Origin of the sequence: Spiroplasma endosymbiont of Nebria brevicollis (genome assembly GCF_964030895.1) — a bacterium.
Classification (GTDB): Bacteria; Bacillota_I; Bacilli_A; order Mycoplasmatales; family VBWQ01; genus Spiroplasma_E.
In genome coordinates, this window is record NZ_OZ034986.1 from 858405 (window position 1) to 882275 (window position 23871).

24 protein-coding genes are annotated in these 23871 nt (G+C 23.9%); 7 read left to right on the plus strand and 17 right to left on the minus strand.

The genetic code is table 4. The features are described from left to right. From AAHM98_RS05020 to AAHM98_RS05030, 3 genes are all read left to right on the plus strand, one after another. Nucleotides 1-1356: a hypothetical protein gene (locus tag AAHM98_RS05020; RefSeq protein ID WP_342275801.1), complete on the plus strand. Its 1356-nt coding sequence runs from the start codon at nucleotides 1-3 to the stop codon at nucleotides 1354-1356. Beyond that, nucleotides 1310-4252, plus strand: a complete 2943-nt coding sequence (locus tag AAHM98_RS05025; protein ID WP_342275802.1) for a hypothetical protein — start codon at nucleotides 1310-1312, stop codon at nucleotides 4250-4252. The genes AAHM98_RS05020 and AAHM98_RS05025 overlap by 47 nt, the downstream gene beginning before the upstream one ends. Nucleotides 4253-4315: 63 nt before the next feature. Then, nucleotides 4316-4624, plus strand: a complete 309-nt coding sequence (locus AAHM98_RS05030) for a hypothetical protein (RefSeq protein ID WP_342275803.1) — start codon at nucleotides 4316-4318, stop codon at nucleotides 4622-4624. Between the two features lie 15 nt (nucleotides 4625-4639). Here the strand turns inward: AAHM98_RS05030 and AAHM98_RS05035 are convergent, their stop codons facing one another. The 10 genes from AAHM98_RS05035 to AAHM98_RS05080 form a co-directional block, all read right to left on the minus strand. Continuing rightward, a complete protein-coding gene (locus AAHM98_RS05035; RefSeq protein WP_342275804.1) occupies nucleotides 4640-6634 on the minus strand; it encodes a hypothetical protein in 1995 nt (664 codons plus the stop codon). A gap of 41 nt (nucleotides 6635-6675) precedes the next feature. Further along, complete coding sequence (locus tag AAHM98_RS05040) at nucleotides 6676-7017, minus strand: hypothetical protein (protein WP_342275805.1); 342 nt, start codon at nucleotides 7015-7017, stop codon at nucleotides 6676-6678. 3 nt (nucleotides 7018-7020) lie between these two features. Beyond that, nucleotides 7021-7539, minus strand: coding sequence for a hypothetical protein (locus AAHM98_RS05045; RefSeq protein ID WP_342275806.1), 519 nt, complete (start codon nucleotides 7537-7539; stop codon nucleotides 7021-7023). An 8-nt stretch (nucleotides 7540-7547) separates the two neighbouring features. After that, a complete protein-coding gene (locus AAHM98_RS05050; protein ID WP_342275746.1) occupies nucleotides 7548-8465 on the minus strand; it encodes a hypothetical protein in 918 nt (305 codons plus the stop codon). After that, nucleotides 8465-8872, minus strand: a complete 408-nt coding sequence (locus AAHM98_RS05055) for a hypothetical protein (RefSeq protein WP_342275807.1) — start codon at nucleotides 8870-8872, stop codon at nucleotides 8465-8467. Before AAHM98_RS05055 ends, AAHM98_RS05050 begins: the two co-directional genes overlap by 1 nt. 31 nt (nucleotides 8873-8903) lie before the next feature. After that, nucleotides 8904-9065, minus strand: coding sequence for a hypothetical protein (locus tag AAHM98_RS05060; protein ID WP_342275808.1), 162 nt, complete (start codon nucleotides 9063-9065; stop codon nucleotides 8904-8906). Beyond that, nucleotides 9031-9321: a hypothetical protein gene (locus tag AAHM98_RS05065; RefSeq protein ID WP_342275744.1), complete on the minus strand. Its 291-nt coding sequence runs from the start codon at nucleotides 9319-9321 to the stop codon at nucleotides 9031-9033. Before AAHM98_RS05065 ends, AAHM98_RS05060 begins: the two co-directional genes overlap by 35 nt. Beyond that, nucleotides 9314-10657, minus strand: coding sequence for a hypothetical protein (locus tag AAHM98_RS05070; protein ID WP_342275743.1), 1344 nt, complete (start codon nucleotides 10655-10657; stop codon nucleotides 9314-9316). Before AAHM98_RS05070 ends, AAHM98_RS05065 begins: the two co-directional genes overlap by 8 nt. A 70-nt stretch (nucleotides 10658-10727) precedes the next feature. Next, nucleotides 10728-11195: a hypothetical protein gene (locus AAHM98_RS05075; protein WP_342275809.1), complete on the minus strand. Its 468-nt coding sequence runs from the start codon at nucleotides 11193-11195 to the stop codon at nucleotides 10728-10730. A gap of 121 nt (nucleotides 11196-11316) precedes the next feature. Continuing rightward, nucleotides 11317-11700, minus strand: a complete 384-nt coding sequence (locus AAHM98_RS05080; protein WP_342275810.1) for a hypothetical protein — start codon at nucleotides 11698-11700, stop codon at nucleotides 11317-11319. A gap of 90 nt (nucleotides 11701-11790) precedes the next feature. Here AAHM98_RS05080 and AAHM98_RS05085 point away from each other — a divergent pair, with 90 nt between their 5' ends. Next, a complete protein-coding gene (locus AAHM98_RS05085) occupies nucleotides 11791-12972 on the plus strand; it encodes an Mbov_0401 family ICE element transposase-like protein (protein WP_342275740.1) in 1182 nt (393 codons plus the stop codon). Between the two features lie 343 nt (nucleotides 12973-13315). Beyond that, nucleotides 13316-14056 (plus strand): Mbov_0401 family ICE element transposase-like protein, encoded by a 741-nt coding sequence (locus AAHM98_RS05090; RefSeq protein WP_342275811.1) that lies wholly within the window; start codon nucleotides 13316-13318, stop codon nucleotides 14054-14056. Between the two features lie 352 nt (nucleotides 14057-14408). Here the strand turns inward: AAHM98_RS05090 and AAHM98_RS05095 are convergent, their stop codons facing one another. From AAHM98_RS05095 to AAHM98_RS05120, 6 genes are all read right to left on the minus strand, one after another. After that, a complete protein-coding gene (locus tag AAHM98_RS05095; RefSeq protein WP_342275812.1) occupies nucleotides 14409-15110 on the minus strand; it encodes a hypothetical protein in 702 nt (233 codons plus the stop codon). A 60-nt stretch (nucleotides 15111-15170) separates the two neighbouring features. Next, nucleotides 15171-16529, minus strand: a complete 1359-nt coding sequence (locus AAHM98_RS05100) for a Sapep family Mn(2+)-dependent dipeptidase (RefSeq protein WP_342275813.1) — start codon at nucleotides 16527-16529, stop codon at nucleotides 15171-15173. Between the two features lie 62 nt (nucleotides 16530-16591). Beyond that, nucleotides 16592-17305 carry a hypothetical protein gene (locus tag AAHM98_RS05105; protein WP_342275814.1) on the minus strand — a complete coding sequence of 238 codons (714 nt, stop codon included), beginning with the start codon at nucleotides 17303-17305 and terminating at the stop codon, nucleotides 16592-16594. After that, complete coding sequence (locus AAHM98_RS05110) at nucleotides 17306-17596, minus strand: hypothetical protein (RefSeq protein WP_342275815.1); 291 nt, start codon at nucleotides 17594-17596, stop codon at nucleotides 17306-17308. It lies immediately after the preceding gene. A gap of 86 nt (nucleotides 17597-17682) precedes the next feature. Next, on the minus strand, nucleotides 17683-18657 hold the full coding sequence (locus AAHM98_RS05115; protein WP_342275816.1) for a hypothetical protein: 975 nt from the start codon (nucleotides 18655-18657) through the stop codon (nucleotides 17683-17685). 295 nt (nucleotides 18658-18952) lie between these two features. Then, nucleotides 18953-20668: a hypothetical protein gene (locus AAHM98_RS05120; protein WP_342275817.1), complete on the minus strand. Its 1716-nt coding sequence runs from the start codon at nucleotides 20666-20668 to the stop codon at nucleotides 18953-18955. Between the two features lie 651 nt (nucleotides 20669-21319). Here AAHM98_RS05120 and AAHM98_RS05125 point away from each other — a divergent pair. After that, entirely contained in the window at nucleotides 21320-21454 is a 135-nt protein-coding gene (locus AAHM98_RS05125; protein WP_342275818.1) for a hypothetical protein, read from the plus strand. A gap of 128 nt (nucleotides 21455-21582) precedes the next feature. Here AAHM98_RS05125 and AAHM98_RS05130 read toward each other — a convergent pair whose 3' ends face one another. Then, nucleotides 21583-22281 (minus strand): hypothetical protein, encoded by a 699-nt coding sequence (locus AAHM98_RS05130; RefSeq protein ID WP_342275819.1) that lies wholly within the window; start codon nucleotides 22279-22281, stop codon nucleotides 21583-21585. A gap of 241 nt (nucleotides 22282-22522) precedes the next feature. Between AAHM98_RS05130 and AAHM98_RS05135 the strand changes: the two genes are divergently transcribed. Continuing rightward, complete coding sequence (locus AAHM98_RS05135) at nucleotides 22523-23785, plus strand: hypothetical protein (RefSeq protein ID WP_342275820.1); 1263 nt, start codon at nucleotides 22523-22525, stop codon at nucleotides 23783-23785. Nucleotides 23786-23871 lie beyond the last annotated feature (86 nt).

A 23871-nucleotide genomic window follows, 5' to 3' on the forward strand; every position in this document is an offset into this window, starting at 1 on the left:
ATGATAAATACAATGGAATATTTAAGTTGTGATAAAAAAGATTGATATATTGATATACCAATGATTATTGCTCAAAAATCAACTAAATTATGATTAGGTAAAGGTTTTTTATTTAATTCAAGTAAAAAAGAAATATTAGATTATCTTAATGAAATGAATTTAAAAGATAAATGATTAGAAAAATTTTATAAATTTGGTTTACAAAATTCACTAATGGGTAAAGTATTTATTATGATTATAATTAATGAAGATAATAGTAAATCCCTTAAAATATTACCTAATAGTTTTTGTGGTAGAGTTGCTAAATATAATGAACAAGAACAATCAGCAGAATTTTATTTTATTAATGAACAAGCAGATAGTGCTACTTTAACTTGAGTAACAATACAAAATGGAAAAGTTAAATATGAAACATATAAAGATAATAATAAAGATATTATTTTAGGTTCTACAAGAACTAAATTAAAACCAAATATAACACCATTAAATACTTATGAAATTAAAAATCCATTTAATTATATTCCTATTTTTGAAATAACTAATTTACCAATTATTAATTTATATGGTAATACAACTACTTTAAATGCATATCCAGATTGTACAGCAGTATGAGATTTAATATGAGATTTAAATCAAGTTATTAAGAAAAAAAGATTAGAAAGAGAATTTAATGTTACTACTTTATTTGCTGTATTAGATAATGAAACAGTTAAAGAAATGCAAGAAAATGGTAATATTATTGAAAATCCTAAAAAAGATATGATAGTTAATGTTGGTAGTGCTGGATATGATAAAAATGGGAATGGTAGTATGCAAATTATACAAGGTGACCCAAAATTTAGTGAATATTGATTAGATTATAATGGTACTGCTAAAGCAATATTTAATGGTTCTGGTTATGATTATGATGAACATGGTAATGATGTTTATACTAATAAAACACAAAGTATGTTTAATAATAAATTTGATATGGAAACAACAGAAATTAAAATAGCATTTTATAGTGCTTATTTTTATCGTATATTTGATTTACTTCTTATTAGTGAAAATTTATGAAATGGTATTGGTGAAAGACCTTATTCATTTAAATTTATCCCTATAGCAATGACTGACCAAATAGTACAAGACCAAATTATTAATTCAAGATTAAATAATGGTACTATGACAGTAAGTGAAGCAATTGGTGAATATGATAATATTGACCAACTTATGGCAGAAAATAAATTAGAAAATATTATTATAGAAAATAAAAAATTAAATAAAGAATTAGGAGATAATGAAAATGAGCAATCATCAAAGAATTCAATTAATGAAACACGCACATTTACATCTAAAGAGACAACAAGCAATAATTAAACGTTTAAGTCATTGAAAAATATTTCCATTTATAATTAATAATGGAGCAATACCTTTAACTGAAACTGGTTATAAACCTATTAATAGTAAAATTAGTGATTTTGGTCAATATGAATTAATACTTTCTGGTAATACTCCAGTTGTATGTATTTGAAAAAATAGTACTAAAATCTATCAAAAAAATAAAGGTATAACAGACCCAACTACTCATAAAACTACTGGACAAGACCAATATTATACTAAACAATATAAAATTGGTGATTATTGAAATGCTTATTTAATTGATGATACAAGTGGTGTAGATTTTGGTGGTTTACCTAATAATCAATTATTTAAAACAATTTCTACAACAAGACAATATATATTAGTTATGTTTGAAGAACAAATTACAGTAGATGATTATTTACAATTTTTTTGTGTATTTAATGATAAAAATGAAAATATTGGTGGTAATACTGGTAAAAATCAAGATAGACAATTATTATATATTTCAAATGTAACTAATTATTATAGTCCTTATAATGGTGAATTTAGTATGCAAGTATTAACTTTTAGTTCAGTTAATGATAGAGCAGTAGCAAGTGGTCAAAATACGCTTGATTATGTACAATATGCAAGTCCAGGTAGTGGTTATGCTTTCCCTACTATTCAAAATAGTTTAGTAACGTTAAATCGTACTTTAATGCGTGATATTGGAGTAAGATATAGTCATAGACAATCTTATGGTTTAGAATTATTATCTAGTTGTTATTATTATGGTAGACCTATAATACAAGGTCAAGCACCTAATCAAATTAATAATAATGAAATATTTGAACAAAAAGTATTTGCTTCAAGAAGATTATTTATTGCAGGTAATAATGACCATTCAAGTACTACTGTTAAAAATAATGGTGGTTTATTAGCAGGTATTAATGATAAAATAACTACTAATAGTCATCCAGAAACTACATTTTATAATTTAATGGATGCAAAACCTACTGGATATCTTAATTTTAAAAATTGAAAAGAATGATTATCAACTAGTTTAAATTTACAAGCAAATTTATTTGTTACAAAAGATTTTAAAGGTATGTTAGCATTTGATAAAACAAAAGCAACTAATAGTAATGGTACAGCAATTGGAGAAGCTAAATTCTTTTGAGATAGTGAATGAAATATTAATAATATCTCTGGTAATTATAATGTAGATATGTCTAGTAATTTTAAATATAAAGACCCAGATACTAATTTAATTATTGGTTCACCAACTGTAGATTATTCAAAAATAAGTCAAAAATATATGAGTGCTATATTAAATTTTAATTCAGTAGTATTTAGTAGTTTAATTCAAATGCCTTATGATAGTGTACAATGATTACCATTTGCTTTAAGTGATATACCATTAATTGGTAAATTATTAAATGTTTTAAGTTTAGGTATTCCAATTGGTTTTATTATTAATCAAAATAATCAACAATATAAAAAAATGTTATATTTTAATGGTTTTATGTCAGCATTTTTTACAAATAATTTAGAAAATATTATTGGTAATGGTGGTTTAATTCCATTAAATGCATTTACTAATGATAATGCTTTTGCTATTGGTAAATTATTAGGTGCTAATGTTTCTACAACTGCTATGACTATGAAACTTACAGATAGAATATCAGTATATCCATGAGACCCTAAAACTGGTCATAAATTAACCACTAAAGAACAAATTAGTACAGTTGATTTATCACAAAAGAAAAATAATAAAGTTTATATTTTAGCAGAAGATACTGAATTTTTAGATATAGCAAGTCCATTAACTAATTTAGATAAAGATTGTCAATGAAATCCAACAAGTAATGGTGTTAGTGATGGTTCTAATTATGCTTATATTATTGATACAATTGTAACTCAATCATTACATCAAGGAGAAGAAAGACATACATTTTATAGTGATAATCCATTTACTTATCAAGGAGATTATAATGAACTTTCAGTTGCTCAATTTAGATATAAAAATAAAGGTGCTTTAACTAATAATGCTTTTAATTGAACTACTTTATATAAATTAAATCATGATGAATATGAAGAAAGTGAAGAAATAACTTTTAGTTATCCAGCAAACATATTACCACCAAGTCCACAAAACATAGCAAAACAAATAATTATAATACCAAGTAATCCAAGTATAACAGAAACAGTGAATTTATATCCAACTTTATTATATAAAGACAAAAACCATTTAGAATATGATAAAAATACATGAATTAATAATAATAAAAATTTAAAAAATTTAGAAATAGATATTAATTTTAAAGACTATTTAGACCCTACATTATTAATTAATACTTTTAATGACTTAAAAAGATATTATAAAAGTGTAGATATTTATTTATCATGAAACTATGAAACAGTTGAAAGTAAACAAGGTAATAAAAATAATATTTTAACTTCAGAAAAATTTATACCTACAAAATCACAAAGTTATTTTTTTAGTCAAAATTTATCTGAACTAAATACTTATAATGAAACTAAAACATCAAATAATTATGATAATTATGAAATTATAGAATACCCAAGTGGTGAAAGTTATGTGTTTGATAATTATGGAGTTTCAGTAATAACAAAAGAACCCAATAATATTGATTGACTATATACAATTTCTAAATGTTCGCTTAAATCAGAAGCTAAACTCCTTAAACAATTAATAATGGAAAAAGATAGTTATACTTATTTAGGTTTTTGTGATATTAGTGATAAAGAATTTAAATTTAAAATACAAATGTTTCCCATAATAACACAAGTACAAGTTATATATCAAGATTGTAATACATTAAATCCTAGTTCTAATAATTCTCAAATCATAAGATATATAAATAAATATTATTTAAGTATTGATAAAATAATATTTAATTCACGATAATTTAAATAATATGCTAATATTAAATTATTAATTTGGTTTTAATACCCTTATGAAAGGAGAAATATGAAAGTTGATGTAAATTATTTAATAATAATATTATGTATTATTTATGGATGAATAATGTTATTTGTTATTCCTCTTGGGATTAAGTTATGTAAGAAAAATCATTCTTTAGGTATAGTATTATTATTTATAGTATTAAATTTTATTGGATTAATAGTAGCTTTAATTATTATTAAAAATAAATGTGATGATTTAATAGAAGAAATAGGACATGATAAATATAAAATAAATTTTTATAGGTTTAAATTTAAAAGAAAACCTAAAAAAACTAAAATTCCCACACAATCTAATAAAAAAGTTACCAATTAAGGTAACTTTTTATATTTATTCTTGTAATTCTTCTAATTTTAAAATATTTCCATAAGTAATACCACCAGCGTTGTTAATTCTAATACAAATATTATTAACTTCTAATTTAAACAACTCAATTCTATTTTTAACTACATTTCAATTTCGTACATAACTATCTATTGTATATATACAATCAATCTTGTTTGATACTAGTTTATCAAATTCTTTAGTTATAGAATAAGAAATAGGTTGCGTATCTCCGTATCACATATAAGTAACTCTATATTTTTTACCCACAATAAAAGTATATAAAATTCTATCTTTAGTTTGTCTTGTTCCTACTTCTTTTCATTTTGGACATGGACAAGGTGTTGGTGGTATTGGTGGAGTTATTGGTAATATTTGTTCACTATAATTTTTAGTATTTGTATTTTCTGCTTCTTCTAATGAAAGCAAAAAACCAGTTTGGTAATTATATTTTTTTAAATAAATCATTGCTGATGTAACACCTAAATCAACATAATTAGTTACTACCTTTTGATTATTTTCTGCTTGAAATGTACTATCTAATATAGCAGGTGCGCCTCTTCACATAAAAATTAAATATTTACTACTTCCATTACTTTTAAGATATGCTCATGAATAAGCAACTCTATATAAAGTGTTTAATTTAAAATTAAATGCAATATTATCATTTTCATTACTAATAGTACCAACTGATTTTCATTTAATAAAATTTAATTCATTAATTTTATCATCAACATATTTTTTATGTGGAATATCTAAATCATCAGTTACAAACGGATTATTTCTATATGTTAATGTAATATTACCTTTTTTAATAACATTATTAATTAAATTAGTAGTAGTATCTTTATCATCTTTATTATCAAATATTCTATTTTCATCAACTGAACTTCCCCCACTAGCACTAATTTTATTATTGTCATCAATAGTAATATTATCCCCTGCAGTTAATTTATCTTGTTTTTTATCAATATTTACTTTATTTTCATTAATAGCAGGAACAATTTCTTTTTTATCTGTAATTAATTTTTCATCTTTAATATTTTGTTTCAAAATTATATTACTCATATTATTAGTTACTTCAGTATGAAGTTGACTAATTTTTAATTCTACTGATTTTATATCATTATTATGATTTTCAATACTTTCTTTTTTATCTAATAAATTATTAGTTTCTTCTTTTTTATAATAATCAGTTAAATCTGGTGGTTCACTACCACCAGTAGCACTAATAATATTATCTTTAATAGTTATATTAGTACCTGCAATTAATTTATCTTGTTTATTATTAATTTCATTTTGTAATTTATTACTAATATCAGTATTAACTACATGAGTTTCTTTATCATATTTAATATCAATAGTTTTTTTTGGACTTTTAAATTCAGGTACTGTAGTACTTGTATTAATACCTCTAGTATCAATATTAACAACTGGTCTTAACATATTTTGTGTATTAGTAATAGTAATTTTAGTTCTAATATCTAATGATTTTATATTAGTATATGGTATATATGCATTTAATGGACTATCTTCTCCACAATTTGAAATAAATTTATTAAAATAATTATTTTTTTGTGGTTCTATTCCTTTTAAATTAAAACCTTTAATATTTGGATATTCTTTAATTTTTCTTAAATAATTAAATACTTCGGGTGGGATAAAATAAGGGTCATCTGGATTAGTTTCACTATAAGTTAATCCACCTTGACTAATTGAACCTTGACCACGTAAATAATCTACATCTTTAGTTAATAAAAATCTAACATAATTAGTAGTTGCTGTTTGAACATTATCTGTAAAATCTGTTGGTGTTATTTCTGGTCATTTTTTACTAATAGTAAAACCACTTAAATAATCAATATTACTACTAGCTACAGATATTGCAAATCAAATTTCATTATCTGGAGTAGTTACTTTATCAAATAATAATTCATTAAAATATTTTGATAATTTAAATTCTTCAACTGTAATAAATAATATTGGGTCTTTAATTGCCATAATTTACTCCTTAATGTAAAAATAAAGGGTATTTAAACCCTTTAAATTTTAATTTTAGTTACTTTTTTCTTATCTTTATTTGTTAATTCTTGACGTTTTGCTTTTTGAGCAATAATAAAATCTTCAAAATCTTTTTCATCAACATCAAAAGCATCTAATTTTTGTGCAATAGGAGTTTCTGTTAATTGTAATCTATCATTTAATTGTTTAATATTTAAAATAATATATTCAATTAATTTATTAATTTTAAGTTCTTTAGCAACTATATCTTGTTTATTTTTTTTAATTTTTTTTGAAATAATAGATAATACAAAAGTAATAATAACACCACTAGTAACTGCTGCTCCTATAATTGCACTTAATAAATATACTGTTAAATTCATTTTTTATTCCACCTTTTCTATTTGAATTTTATTTGAATGATTTTTACATAAAATACATTCTTTTTTATGTTTTTTAATTTGTTGATATTGATAAATTAAATAAGGACTTGTAATAATAATTGGAATTGTTATTAATCCATATTTAATTAATTTTCCATAATTACCTAATTTAGTAATAACATTTACTCCTATATGACTAAACATTGGAAATAAAGTTAATATTAAATGGTCAGGTCAAGTAAAATTATATTGAGTTGTATAACTTCCAATTCCCATTTCTATTGGTATTTTAGGTAGTAATCATGGTGTTATTGTAAAAAATAATGTTATTAATATACCAATAATATGACTAGTTATTTTTAAAATATTAGATATTAATATTTTGATTTTATCTATATGAGTACTATTTTTATTAAATCAAATTTTATTTAATTTTTTATATTCTTTATTATCTTTTGATATTGGATTAATAGTATTTCATATACCAATTGGTTTAATAGGTTTTGTTAAATCTATATCCATATAATCACCTACTTTCATGTTTTATATTTACTTTTATTTTTATAAATAGAAATACCTATATTTTTAGTAGTACTACTTGTTTTATGAAAATTTAAATATTCTTTTCTTTCTACTCTTCATGCTCTACTACCTAATTCAGTTTTTGGTAAAGTTTTAAATTCTTTAAGTTTAAAAAATCCACGTTCTAATCTATTAATAAATGCAGTTGTTTTTAATACATTAATATTAGTTGATTTAAGCACATTATAGCGTTGTTTACCTTTACTAATACCTTTCTCTTCTTTAAGTTGTTTCTTAACATATTTACGTATTTGTGAAGGTAAAAAACCCCTTAAAAAATATCTTCAAAATATTGTTCCAGCACCACTACCATTTTTACCTTTTTGAACTTTCATTAATTCTCAAGTCTCTTCATTTACATTAGGATAAGTATATGGACCATATCAACGTTTATTTTTATATGTATCAGATTGTATTAAAACTTGTAATAATCCTAATTTAAGTGATTTATTAGATTTATAAAATAAACCTTTTTTTAATCATGAACTAGATAATATTACTCAACCTTTATCATCTTTATTATCAGTTTCTTTTACATCTTTATTATTTAAATCTTTAGTATCTTTAGTTTTATTATCTTTAAATAAATTATTAACTTTTTTAATTGGATTAACAAATAATTTATCTAATTCAGTTTTTAAAATAGTTAATTCATTAGGTTTTAAAATAGATAATAATTTTTTAGCAATATTAGGATTAAAAACTGAATAAGGTTGATTTAATTCTTCAATAGAAACATTTTCACTATCTAACACTGATTTTAATCCATTATCTTTACTATAATTTTTTAATAAACTAACAATTAATACACGAATATCATCACTTGCTAATGCAGAATATATTAATCTAATAATTAAAGGTAACATTATAAACTAAAATTACTATTATTACATTGAATATTAGGAACATAATCATTAATAGTATTTCTTATTTCATAGTTATCTCAATCAAAAATATTATCATCTGATATTATTGGTTGAGTTTCATTATCAATAAAACTAGTTTCTTGCATTTCTCTATCATGATTTGTTTTCATTGGTAATAAATTATGTATAATTTCACTAGCACCCGCTATTATTGTAGGAATAGCATAAGCATTATTAAAATCATTATTAATACCCATTGCTACACCACTACTAATTAAACACCCACCAGTACCCATATTTGCTATTTTTCTTATTGGTTCAAATCTATTAGGTATTAATTCAGTAATTCCACTAATAAGATTTGAAATACCATAAGCATTTAATGAAATATAAGTATCTCAATCCATTAAATTATTAGGATTATTATTAAATAAAATATTAAAATAATAAACTATTAATTGAGCCTAATATTGGATTACCTATTAATTGACCATAATAAGCACTGGTTCCAATCATTGCTGAAATAGGACTTATACCTGTTCTAATTAATTTTATTAAAGTATAATTACTCAATGATGTAGTCTCAGCATGTTGTGGCATGTTTATTTTCTCCTTTTAATAATTTAGTAGATTTTTTAATTTGAATTATTACTTTACCTTGACAATTTATATTATCTCCAACACATATAGCAAAATCATCATGTATATCACTTACTATAAAATAATCATTTCTTAATTTAGGATATTCATCAAGTAATATTGCTCTTAAATCATTACTAGTAGTTAAATCTTCTGGTTTTGGTGAATTTATAATAATTTCATTTTTATAATTAAAATATTCATATATATTAGTCATTATTAACTTGTTTCTTTTTTACTTTTGAAAATGTTATTTTTACTGTTCCATAATATTCTTTATTATCACCAGTCATAGTTGCACTTGTATTAGTAATATTAGTATATGTTGCTTTTTTAGGTGTAAATCCAACATTACCAGAATTTACTATTGCTATATCTAATTCATCACTAGTAGGATTATCACTAGCAATAGTAATTTTTCCTAAATCTTTATAATAAATTATATTTTGTAAATCTAAAATATTCATATTATCATAATCTGTTGATTGATAAGTAGCATTAACATTAGTTGGGTCTGTTTTATAATTTTTTGCTCTTGCTGTTTTAATTTCATCAATTGTTGGCATTTTTTCTTGAATAATATACATTAAATCTGGTCTAATTGCACTTGGTAATGCATATAATGCTTTCCCAATAATACGAATATTATCTGTTGCATTATCTAATTTATTTCTTACTTTTGTAAATGAAATAGGCATACCTCACATATATCTGTTATAAACTACACCAAATAAATTTAATAAATTATAATCTTTTTCTAAATGCATACCAGAAACTGTATCATGAATAAAATCTTGTTCTAAATAAAAACTTTCATAAAATTCCATACCCATAATTTGATTTGTATATCTTTTACCAGTTGCTAAAGTATTTGCAGCAATTTGACCATAATTTAATAATGTAAATGCTTTTGCCAAATTAAAACTACTATCAATACCACAAGCACCAGTTAAATCTGCTTTATTAATACCAACCGTAATATCATCTACTTTTTTAATTAATTTATTATTTCTTTCTCCAATTATATAATAAGCATTTAATGCTTGTTCTTTAGTCATATTATTTAAATTTAAAGGTAATACTAATGATTTAGCAATTGCATAATCTTTGGTACCTTGTAAAAATATTAATTCAAAATTTTCTCTTAAATTTCTCATAAATGAACTTGTTCAATTTGAAACAATTTGAGTTGCTACATTTGCTGGTGAAGTCATAAATCTTTCAATATCAAATTCTGGAATATTAAAATCAATTGTTAATTCTTTATCAATAATTAATGTTGTTGTTTTAACTGTTCCTTTTTGTCTTTTAGTACCAGTAAATTCATCTCATGTTGAACCTCATAATACACGAACTGTTGCTCTATATATTGCCATTGCGACACCACTAATATTTGCTATTTGGTCAGCAGTAACAGTATTTCTCATAAATAAAGTACTTATTTCAGCAGTTAATTCACCACGAACTTGTGCTTCAAGTACACTTAAAACAGCATTTTCAGTAGGTGTATTACCACCAATAATAAATGCTTTAGGTATTTGTGGAATTGCCATTTTATCCTCTTTCTATTTAATAGATTTAAGTGCATTTCCTCTTGCTAAATTTACAAGTTTTTCTAATTCGTTAGGGTCAGTAATACCTGTAGTTTTTGCTTTTTCATTTAATTTTCTTTCTAATTCTTCTGGAATAATAACTATTTGTATGTAAATCTAAAAGAGTTTTAGGATTAAAATCATTTGTATTAGGTTTATTTTCTTGTTTAAAAGATTCTGATATTTTATCAATAAGAAATTCTTTATAATCTTCATTTATTTTATTAAATGCTTCTTGTTTAGATAAAGATTTATAATTATCAGTACTCATTAAATTTTTAATTAAATTTACTTTTTTAGTATCTTTAATATTAGAAAATAATTGTTGCTCTTCATAACTATTAATTTTAGTTTCATATTCTTTTAATTTAGTTTGTTGTTCTTGTAGTTTTGGATTTAAGATTTTATTTTCCATAAATTCTTCATGTTCTTTAACTAATCTTTGTAAATTTTCTGGTTTAGAATAATCTACTTTATCATCTCATTTAAAATTTTCCATTTTAAACTCCTTATTAATAATAATTCCTATTATTAGGCAAATAGTCACGCCATGTTTCATAATAATTATATCATTTTTACCCTTTAAAATAAAGAAAAAATCTATATTAAATATAGATTTTCTAATTATTATTTTCAATTTTTCTTGGTTCAGTAATATTAATAATTATATTACTATTATTTGTTTCTACATCTTGATTATCTATTAAATCATCAAACATATCTCTATGATTTGTTCTTAAATATAATCATTCATATTGTGCAACTTTAGTTACATTTTTTAATCGTGCAATGCCTATTTTAAGGCATGCTTTATCATATTCGTTAATAAAATCTTTTTGTCATTTTGTCGGTCTTCTTCGGCAATCAAATATGTATTTATTATCAACCTTTAAAATATAATTTAATTCTTGTTTAGTACATTTTTTAAGATTATCTTTATTTGTTCTTAAATATTCTTGTATTTTTTCTTTATAATTACCTAATTCTTTTCTTTGTTTTGGCATATTATTCACCTTTTATCCTTATGTATATTATAACATTTACTATTATTCTTATATATAATTATTTGTAGTTTAAAGAAAGGAATTAATATTATGACTTTAATTAATAATGAATATGATTATGATAGTTTAGATATTAAATATACAAATTTAAAAATAAAAGAATATGAACAAGATTTATTAAATTATGATTATAATTATTTTAAAACTTATGATAAAAATAAATATAAATTAATACAAAGAAGAGTAAAATTAATTATTAATCCTTTTGGAAAATCTTATCTTCCATTAAGAATATATAAAAATTTAGAAACTAATGAAAATATATGTCCAGTAAAAAATTTTATTAAAATTCTAAAATATAAAAATTGTACTAATCGTTTATTAAATTTTATATTAAAACAAATACATAAAGGTAAAAGACAATGTGATATTAAAGATATGTTACCCGATTGTCCTATTTCAAATCAAACTATTAGTAATATAATAAAAAATAGTAAATTTACTATTCAACCTTTAAAAGAAAAAATTAAAGTATTAGATAATCAAAAACTTCATATTGATATTGATGATTGTTATGAATTTTTAAGAAATGATTATGGAATAATAGAAAAACATTGTATTAGAATTTTTAATTTTTATACTCATAAAATTAATATTGGTAAAAATAGAAATCAATTATTAAATAAAACTACTGCTTTTTTATTATATAAAACTGGTAATAGTAATAATATAACACAAGATAAAGTATATAATTTTGTTTTTGAAACTATTAATAATAATTATGATATTAAAATAAATAGTTTAAAAGATTTAGAATCTCAAAATCTTAATTTAATAATTGCAGGTGATGGTGCATTATCAATAAGAGCAATGGCTAAATTATTAGGTGGTTATTATATATTAGATAAATTTCATGCTTTTAGTTATCTTTGAAAATCATTTGTTGGTAAAAGGGGAAAGAAAAAAGAATCTACTGATTGAACTAAGTATATAGATTCATCTGCTTCTTTTAAAAACGGTAATTATAATCAATTTATTAATATTTTAGAAAATAATGTTGATGAAAAAACATTTAATTATTTTAAAAATAATACTCAAGGTATTATTAATCAAGGAGCAGATTGAAATATTGGTTGTTATGCTGAAAGTACTGTTTTTCATTTAGTAAAGTCATTAAAAGGAAATGGTGCAAAATCATATAATTCTAAAACATTTATTAATATGTTAAATGCAAGAGTAGCATATTTTAATAAACAAAATATTAGTTTTTAGTTAATATAAAATTAAATAAATCTTTACCTAAATAGTTAGGAATTTTTAGATTAAAATAGTAAAATTAAAGTGATATTATTGTTTACAAGAATGATAATATATGATATAATTATATCAACAATTAAAGATATATTTCTCTCATTGAAAATATATCTATACGTATATTTTATTCGCCCGATTTAGACAACGAAAATTAAAATCAAAAAAAGGTTTATTAACTTATAAACGACGTATTTGTTTATATTATAACCCAAAAACACAAAAAAATGAATATATTTCATTATTAGGGACGAATTAATCTAACGTATAGATTTTCTAACTTCAAACAATAAAACTAGCAAATGTGAATCGTATGACTATTTGTCGCATATTTAAAAAATATGTAATTGTCATACAAAATATTAGTAAAATTAAACTAGAACCAAACCAACCTATTTATATTAGTATTGATGATGGTCATCGAAAATTTTGAGAATATAAGCGGAAAATTAATCAATATTCCATGCGATTACTAGTATTTTATACAGATAATATTAATCATACATTAGTTAATAAGAGAGCAAGTGTCATCATAAGGCCAAATAAAACTGTGCTTGGTGCTAAAAAAACTGCTGACTTTATTTTAGAACAAGGAAAACATTTTTTTGAAAATTTTGACCAAGCACAAGTAATTATTTGTGGTGATAGTGCTGGTTGAATTAAAAAAACTGCTGAACATCTTAATGCTAAATTTATTTTAGATAAATTTCATTTAATTAAAGTATTATATCTTGGCATTATTGTTGGTAATAAAGGCAAGTATTATCAAGAATATAATACTTGTAGAAATTACATTGAAAATGGTGAATATGATGAATTACTTGATTATCTTAAAACTTTAAAACATAAAAAACTAAAGAAAAAATACTTTCTTAATAATAAAGAAGGCATTACTAATCAATCTTGTAAAGAAAATATTGGTTGTTTTGCTGAAAGTAATGTTTGACATATTTTAAAATCAATGCTTGGTAATCGCACTTATAATATTGAAACATATAAGCAAATGATTATCTTTAAATGTCAAGAAATTAATTTAAAACCATAATCTAATTTTTAAATTAAATCTTGAAAACTTATTAAATGTCTGTTTAGTAAGTATTTTTTTGTGTCTTTGAATATACTAAACTATTGAAAATAATTAGAATATGTATTTTAGTTGTAATTATTTATAATTAAGAGTATTATTAAATTACAATTGCATAAAAATTCTTAATTATTTCTCGTCTCAAATGATAATCAGACAATATTGAATAACTAATTCCGGATTTTTGTTACACTCCCGTTAAATATGGATAACGTTTGTTGGGAACTACTGCTAAGTTTTCAATTAAACTAGAGAACTCTTCAATGATAGCACCAATAATTAAAATCATATAATCTTATCTCCTTAGTTTATTTTATCTGATAATTATATTCTTATTTCTATTAATAGCATTATTATTGTTATTATCAGAGCTAATATTTAGTTTAATGCTTCCGTCAAAGTTTCTTGTTGCAATATTTCTATCTGGGGGTTTTACTAGGTTTGAAGATCCATTGTTTTCATTTACATTTGGTATTTGTTTTATAAATGTTTCTATAATTTTTTTTCTTATTTCTTGTAACTGTGAGAAAAATTCATCTTTAGGATTAATAACATCTTTAATATCTCAAAATTTTTGTTCATGTAAAATATTAATTAATTTATCTTTATTTTTATCAACAAAATTAAAATTTTTACTATTAACAAATGATGGATAATCAAAATTATCAAAAGTAAAATAATTATTAATAGATTGTATGTATAATCTTCTTTGACTAAAGGTATGTTTTCACTTGTCATCTTCAATTATCTGATAAGTATTTGTATTATCACTAATAATGTATTGACTAAAATTAGCATTAATATCTATACTTTCATTATTAGGGACAATATTTAGAATTTTATATTCTACTTGAGACTCAGTATAGTGTCTAATTTTATCATCATATTTAAAAACTAATATTTTGTTATTATCTTTATTAATCAATCAAGGAATATAAACAATACCTTTACTAATAAATCGTATTTTACCAATGTTATTGGATTCTAAATCAATTATTTTTTGATTTTCTAACATAGTCTTTACCCCTCTTTAAAATATTTATAAAAAGAACAAATAAAATTGTTCTTTTTTGTTTTATTTAAATTTATCTAACATACCTAACGTACTAATAGCACGCACGTAAATTAACATTGACTTTCATAATTCATCAACTTTAACACTTTCATTATACTGGTGTTCAGTTGAAACAAGATGATCAAAGATGGCACCAAAGGCAACACAGTTGTCCATGGCACGAGCATATGTCCCACCACCAATGGCAATGGGAACAGCTTTTTTATCACCTGTTACTTCATGGTAAATCTTCATTAGTTCCACTACGATAGTTGAATCTTGCGGCATATATAATGGTTTATCATAGTGTCGCTCTTTAATAGTTAAATCATACGGTTTTAAAATCATGTCTAAACGTTTAATAACAACTGATAAATCAGTTTTAACTGGGATACGAATGTTACATCCTAGAATTGAACTTTTTTTATCAATGTTAACAATTCCGACATTAATAGTGAAACTACCTGATTCATCATCTAAGTCACCGAAGTACTTTGTTAAAGCAGTATCTTCATGTAAAATTTCACCAACGAATTGAACTAAATTATGTTTAATATTTAACTCATTACATAATAGCAAACTTTGTAATCCTGCATTAATACCTTCACTAGGACGTGAGCCATGAGCAGGTGTTCCATGAATAATAACCTGTTTATCCTTATTTTCAATACGATATTTTTTATTTTTTCCTAATTTAACAAAGTTATCAATATCAACACCTGAAATAGTACTTGTTGAACACGTAACATTGTAAGCAACACCAGCATTAATGTTAAGCGTATTATGTCCTGCTCCAATAATATCCAAATCGATAATTCCTTTTTCAGCATAAACTAAAGGAAACATACCATCAGGAGTAAAACCAAAAGTTGGACTTCCTTCTTGTTTCATATATGTATTAATTGAATCTCATGTTGTTTCTTCAGTTAAACCAAAGATAACACGAATTCGACGTTTAGGAACATAACCATGGTCTTTTAAATATTTTAAACAATATAAAATAATAATTGTTGGACCTTTATCATCTAAAACACCACGACCATATAAGATGTCATCAATAATTTCAGGATTAAAAGGAGGAATTTTTCATTCGTCTAAATTACCTGGTGGTACAACATCAAGGTGACCTAATATGGCAAAAATTTCTTCACCCTCACCAAATTCTAAATATCCATATTTACCTTTGGGGTCACGGACAGTAGTAAACCCTAAACTTTCACCTAATTCCATCGCAAAAGTTAATACTTCAGCAACACCAATCCCATAAGGGGCATCTTTAGTGGGCGTTTGAGCAAAAGATTTTATTTTAACAATATCTCTAATTTTTACCATGGCTTGGGAGAAATAAGTATCTTTTAATAATTTTTCATTGAATTCCATATGTTTCACGCTCCTAAATAATTATGCAATATTATACAACAATGTTATAAGTCATTAACCTTTTACATAGTACTATTAATTATAATATCAATTATAAGTTCATTTAACAATCCCCAACCGACATTTGTACAAAATAATTGTTGATTATTAATAACTATTTGACCATTATCCAATAATCTTGTAATTAATTGTTGGTTATTAACCATATCTTTCTTAAAATTTTTTGTCAACTTAACACCACTTCTTAATAGTAAACCTTGCAATAATTTATTAATAAAACATTGCTTACTATCAAGATAAGTAATTGTTTTCTGATAAAGAATGTCGTCACTATTAGTAATTACCTGTGTTCCCTTATTAGTTACTATATAAGAAACAGCATTTGGCCCTAATCCATAATAGTTTTCTAATAAACAACAACCAATAGTATATTGTGAATAGTTACTACTATTTTTTGCATAACTATAATATTCATAGTTGTAGTAATTATGAAGTGTTAAGAAATCATTAATTATTTTTTTAAACTGTAGGTTAACATGAGCAGAAGCATTATCAAAACTAATGTGTGGTGCTTGCAAGAAAATACATTGTTGTAAATCACATAATAATTGTTCCTTTGTCTGGTTAGGAATATTATAATTTAAATCAAGTGAAAAATTAGTAAAACCCATCTTAATACTATTATGAATAATAGTATTGATTGGTAATTGATTAGTTAGTGCTTGTTGAAATGTTGTCACTTTTCACACTAAACGGTTAACACCAAATGTTTGCAATTATTTTAGAATATTATTGCTAATAGTATCAATACTAGTTTCAAAACTATACTGATTAATATTTTTGACAATGGGTGCTAACAACAATAATATTTTTTTTAAAAATAACAAAGGCATTGCTTTGGTACTATTAGCAATATAAATTGTTTTTAATGCTAAATCATATTGTTTAGTAATATGATGTATCTCATATGCCATTTTTCTTAAAAACTGTTGTGCAACTTGAAAATCATCATGAACTAAATCAGGAATATATAAATATAAATGTTGAATCTTAGAAGGATATTTCATAATTAAATAATACTACGTTTATTAAAGCATTAATTGTAAAATTGGAAAAAATATCATTAAAATATTAAGTAAACTAGTCTTATTATTTATAATACCTGCATTATTGGTACATTACTACATTCATTTGTTGATGGTTGAGTGCTGACAAAACTATCAACACTACCATTTATTACTTTGCTATCAAAGTTATTATCAATATTGCTTTGAGTAATGATTGGTGATACGTTTTCTTTTAAAAAGTAATTTTTAAAGTTATTATAAATATCAAATTCATTTTCTATCAAAAGAAAAGCGTTTATTCCTGCTCCAATCCGTGTAAAAAGTGGATTATCAAAAATCATACTAAAAGTATAATTAAATCGTTTAGAGAATGAAGGTGGAAAACTAAACATATAACCCATTGCTAATAATTCAAAACTAAAATCTAGTTTTTCCATTACTTTAATAATTTTTTCAAGATTATTGTTATTATCAAAAGTCTGATTACTTTCTATTAATGATGTTGCATTTTCATTGTTATTTTGTCGCTTTCAACTATTTAGTGCTTTTAGAAAAACAATGATAATTTTGCTTATTGCGCTACTGCTTAGTAAACAGAAAGCTAGTATTGGTATGTTATTAAAATTAAGAAATAAAGTTTCTTGTTTATTTAAAATGATATTTTGGTCAAGATTATTTAACCATTCGTCATCCATTTCGCCTCACGGTAAATTTGAACGCATTAACATTATTCCCAAAGGAATAGGTAAACTTAATGTTTTAATAAAAAAATCAATAAAAAATGCTTTCTTAGAATTATAGTATAATTTTTGACTTGTTTTTTTTAGATCTTCTACCATTCCAATAAAAGCAATAACTGCTGCTTCATGTGAAGCTAAAATAGTCTTTCTTTGTCTTGTTGAAAAATCTATTAAAGTATCACCAATATTTTTAAATGTATTTCATATTGTTGTTTTTCGCGTTTTATTTTCTATAATACTATCATTATCATTCTGATTAGTTATTAATTGTTGCGTATCGCTTTCATTACTAATTGTTAGTTCGTTTTGCTGATTAGGCATTTTTAATCTTCCTTTCAAAATAAAAAAAATCAATTATTTTTTTTAAAAAATAATTGATTGAAAACTGTATTTAGTTTATGCAATACATTATATATAAATTTGTTAAATTATGTATTATATATGCATTTGTTCATTTATAAGTTTAATAGGCACATAGCACTGTTTAGTTAAGTTGAACATCTTATTTTGGATTTGCACTAAATTACTACTCGGAGACATTTTTAATTTTAAAATATTCTACTTATAAATTATTTTAAAATTGAACACTAATTAAATTAGCGTTCAATTGTTATTTTTAAGTTCGTGCTTTTCAGTTTTGTTCTTTAATAATATTTTCATTACCTTTTGATGATAATTTAGTTGTTCAACGTGGGTAATTTTCTGCTTTATTTTTAGCATTAACTACATTCATGGGATCTAAATTGTATAGTTCAGTTGTTCCACTCTGACTAGCTGGTCGATGTAAAACAATAGTTCAAGAATAAGTTTTTTCATTACTAGCTTCTGATAAATCATTAGTAAATGAATCACGGAACATTCAGGCTCCTGCATAATCTTTACGATATAATTTATCACTAACCCCCTCAATAGTTTCTGCTTTTTCCCACACTGTTTGAATTTGGTTTAATGTTCAATGATTAACATTTAATTTAGCTGTAGATTTAGGTACTTTTGTTGTTGATGTTTGTCTCATAGCAGTTTTTGGTTGTGTTCTTACTTCATGATTTTTCGTATCTGATTTTTCTTTTCTAAATTCAGAATCATCTGGCTGTCCTTGCGTTGTACCTTGAACATCAAACCCACCTTGATTTTGTGGTTCATAACTAATTGGCATAGAATTAGTAGTAGCATCACTCAATACTTGTGGCTCTTTAATTGATGAATCTTTACTTTCATCAGGTAAATTATCATATTTTGAAATACTAGATGAAGTAGTTGATTTTTCATTGTTAGGTCGTGAATAAATTGATGTATCTGTTGTAGATGCTGTTAATGTTATTTTTGGTTCTGAACTATTTTCTAACATTGGTTCTGCTAATCGCACCGGATTATTTTGATTATTACTTTCTTGATTTTGGTTAGATACAACTGCTTCTGAAACATAGGCGCCTGTATTGGTAGATGCTTCACCTGCAGTACTTGTATAAGTAAGAGTAGAGGTTGGTGATGATTCAGTATTATTTTTACCATTTTCTAAAATATTAGGTGTTGTTTCAAAACTATTTTGACTTTGAACACTAGATTGTTGATCAGGAAAAGTCGTATTATTAGTTACCGTAATATTAATAGGTTGCTGACTAGTAGGGGTAGAGGTAGGAGTTAGTGTTTCTGTTTGCGTGCTTGCTAGTGGGATAGAAATTTCATTTTCTTGTGGAATAGGAGTTGGTTCAACAACAGGTAATGGTTTTTCTGGTTGTATAACTGGTACTAATAAAGCGTTGGAACTATATTTTGAACTAATATTAATTAATAATCAAATACTATTACCTACTAAAAAAATAGCGCCTAATGTTGCTAATTCTCATGGTAGAAAAACAGCAACCACAAGACCAAGAGTATTGATTGGATTATTAACATCTTTTTGAATTAGAAAATTTACAACGTCAAAACGAATATAGGTAAAGACAATAAAACCCACAACTAGTAATGTTGAAAAAATAAAACTAATTAAACTAAATAGTGCTGAAAAACCATTTTTAGTTCTAATAAACACAAAGGGAATGACAACTAAACCGATTGCGAATGCTGAAACAGCAAAAATAATAGCACTTAATTCTCCAAAACTCATTTTTAAGGTATTAGGGGCCATCGTGTTAAAAACAGTAATATAATAATCAATTCCTTCACGAAAAAATATTCAGCATACTGCTCAACCAATTAATAAGATTAGAGCAATAAATCCCCCGCTAATCATAATTGCTAACCGATTATACAAACCCATCCGATGCACTTTAGGACTTGCTACGACAACTGATGTTGTAATTGATTCAGAATTTGTTTCTTCAATCATAAAAAAGACCCCAATCTATTCTAGTATATTCACTTATTTTAATTAATTATATCAAAATAAATTACTATAATGTCGTGTAATCAATTCCAGTAGACTTCTGAGTTAAAAATGAGAAAAAAATAACTTTCTTTTTTAAAATTAAAATTATAACAGAGTATTTAGAAGTTCACTCTAAAGTGTATGAAACCATATATCTAGAAGGAATAACATAATAATTCAATAACATTCTGTTATAATTTGGGAAATTAAAAGGATAATTCCGTTTTTTAATATTATAGATGTTTAATAAAGAATTTTCTTTTTATACTATTTTAATTCGTTTATTTGGTTGTTTTGCTTTAAAATCAGGTATTATTAAAACTACAATTATTTATAACTATACCAAAATGTAAGTTTTTCGCAGCATATCCTACAAAACTTATATGTCATCTTAGATAAATATCATTATCATTATGAGCGATTAGAACTCAAGCATGTAATGTCACAAGCATACCAACTGGACTTGTATATTCATGTTGAATATATCAAAATTGGTTTTTATCAATGTCAGTAGTATTAATATTTAATTGTGTTCCTGTACGATTACCTTTACCATATTTTGAACTAACTTCAATGTAAGAGGTTTGATCAAAAGTTAAAGTTGGATATAATTTGATAAAAGTTGCTCAATCATGAGCATATTTAGTTCAAGAAGAAAGAAGAACAATATTTGGACCATCAACGTCGCGTCGCGATTGTAGGTGATATTATAACTATATGAATAGTTATAAGCAATACCTTGATTAAGGTCATCCCTATTTCATTTATTACAATAAACTTCAATTAAATTATTACTACTATCAAAAATATAATTCATAGCATAGTTTTTGTATAAATTACTTTGTCCATCAACAGGTGGTGATTGTAAAAGTAGTTTAACAAATATTAATAATACTATTTGTTAAACTACTTTTACTTATAAAATATTTACCTAAATTATTAGCAACGTTCGCGTCAATACCACCTGGATTACGTTCTGCTTGAGCAATATAATACAAACCTAACGTTTCACTCAAACCATTACTATGTGCTACTTTATTAGCTGATTGTTGGCTACTAATATCAATATGGTTTTCAACATCACCCATTTGTAAATATTTTCAACTACTATTATCACCACTAAAGTAATTATCGCTATAAGTACTTTTGCTATATGGATTATAACTATCTTTAACACTTGTTACTTGTTTATGACTATCCATTTCTTGTTGAATGTTATTTAACGTACTTTTATCGGTATCAGAAAGTTTTAAACTAGAATCAATCGTTAGATTCCCATTGCTATCAACAATAAATGCATTTCGTGAGGGTGTCCCATCAGATAATTTACCAACAGCATGACTTGTATCATAACTATAATATTTACTATCAGTTGTTGATTGATTAGTAATTCAGCTGTCTTGGTTTAAATAACCAAAGGTATTATTAAACAATGATATTGGTGTTTGGACATCAGTAGGACTACTAGTAAGGTTGTTATTAATAGTAGTATTGTTATTAGTAACATTTAAAGCAACATTGCTTGCTAATGATAGAGTAGTTAAACTACTTAAAATAATTAATAATTGTTTCATGATTATTGCTCCCGTTCTACATATGATAAATTATTTGACTTAGGTTTTATATCTTTTGAAAATAATGGAACATTACTAATTTCTAATAAATTATCCAACGATAGTAAGTTAAAATTGAATTTAATACCTGGAAAATGTTATTTGAAATCAACAAAAAATATGGAAATATTTAACTTATCATAGAGAAAAAATACTAAGAAAATAAAAAGACACCCCCAATAAAAATTAAGGAGTTTTATAAATGAAATCATTATTAAAAGTAGTTACTATTTTAAGTTTAACATTATCTAGCACAGTTAATATCATTGCATGTGATCAATCACACGCGAAAGATAATCCTAATATACCACCAACTAATCCTGATATATCTTTTGATATATCAAATCTTGATTCAATTAATCATAAGCTAGTAGTTTATGAAACAACAAGATATAAGGATTTTAATAACGATATTTTAAATAGCAAAGAATTACTAATGTTAAAACCTAAACTTAACGGAACTATCAAAATCCAATATTTTGAAAAATTTGATAATAGAGACATTACTAGTTTACTTATTGGTCCAATGGAAGTAAAAGTAGTAGTAACTATTACTAATGATACTTTTTATTTTGGTAAAACTAATCCTTTAGAATTAGACCTTGTTCAAGGTAAAATGGATTTAAGTCAACACTTAACTAGTTTAAATTATCTATTAGGAAAGATTACTGTTACTCCTGGTGAAACTTATAATTATTTAACTAGTCAAATAATTAATGCTCAAGAATTTTTAGCATTAAGACCACATCTTGAACAATACATAATTGAATACTATGACAAGCCAAATGGTAATAGTATTATTAATAACCAACAAAATGTTGGTTCTATTTGAGTAGTTATTACTGCTACAACATCACCAGAAGATAGATTTTATCAAGGTTCAACTAAACCTTTAAAAATAAATTTAAATAAAACATTATTAAATAAAGAAATCACTGAACTGGATGGTCCTAGTAGGGTACCAATGAATTTTAATAAGTTTTTTTATGATTGAAATCAGTTGATAATGTTTTCTCAGCAAGTTTACAATTTAAAAACAAAATTAGTACGCGGTTATCAAATTCATTATTATGATAAACCAAATGGTAAAGATATTACTAATCAAAACCAAGACCGAATAAAATTTTATGTAGTAATCACAGATGCAGATAATGACCCAGTTTATCAAGGTTCTACAAATTTTATCCCTGTAAGTACTGGAAAAATCAATATTTCAGAATATTTATCAATATTAGAAATTAGTTCTAAAAAACTTTTTGTTAATACTAATAAAAGATATAGTGATTTAGATTCTCAAATTAGAAATGATTGATATATTAAAAATTTGCATATTCCGATAAAAACTAATTTTCAAATTCATTATTTTAAAGATAAAGAACAATATTTTGAAATAACTAATGATTATCAATTTGCAAACACTTTTTATATTACAATTACAACTGCAAATGATGATCCAATTTATTAAGGAACAACACAACCTATTAAAGTTAGTTTTGAAAAACAAGATTTATTTGAGACGATACATTCATTAAATGATGATAAAAATCCTTA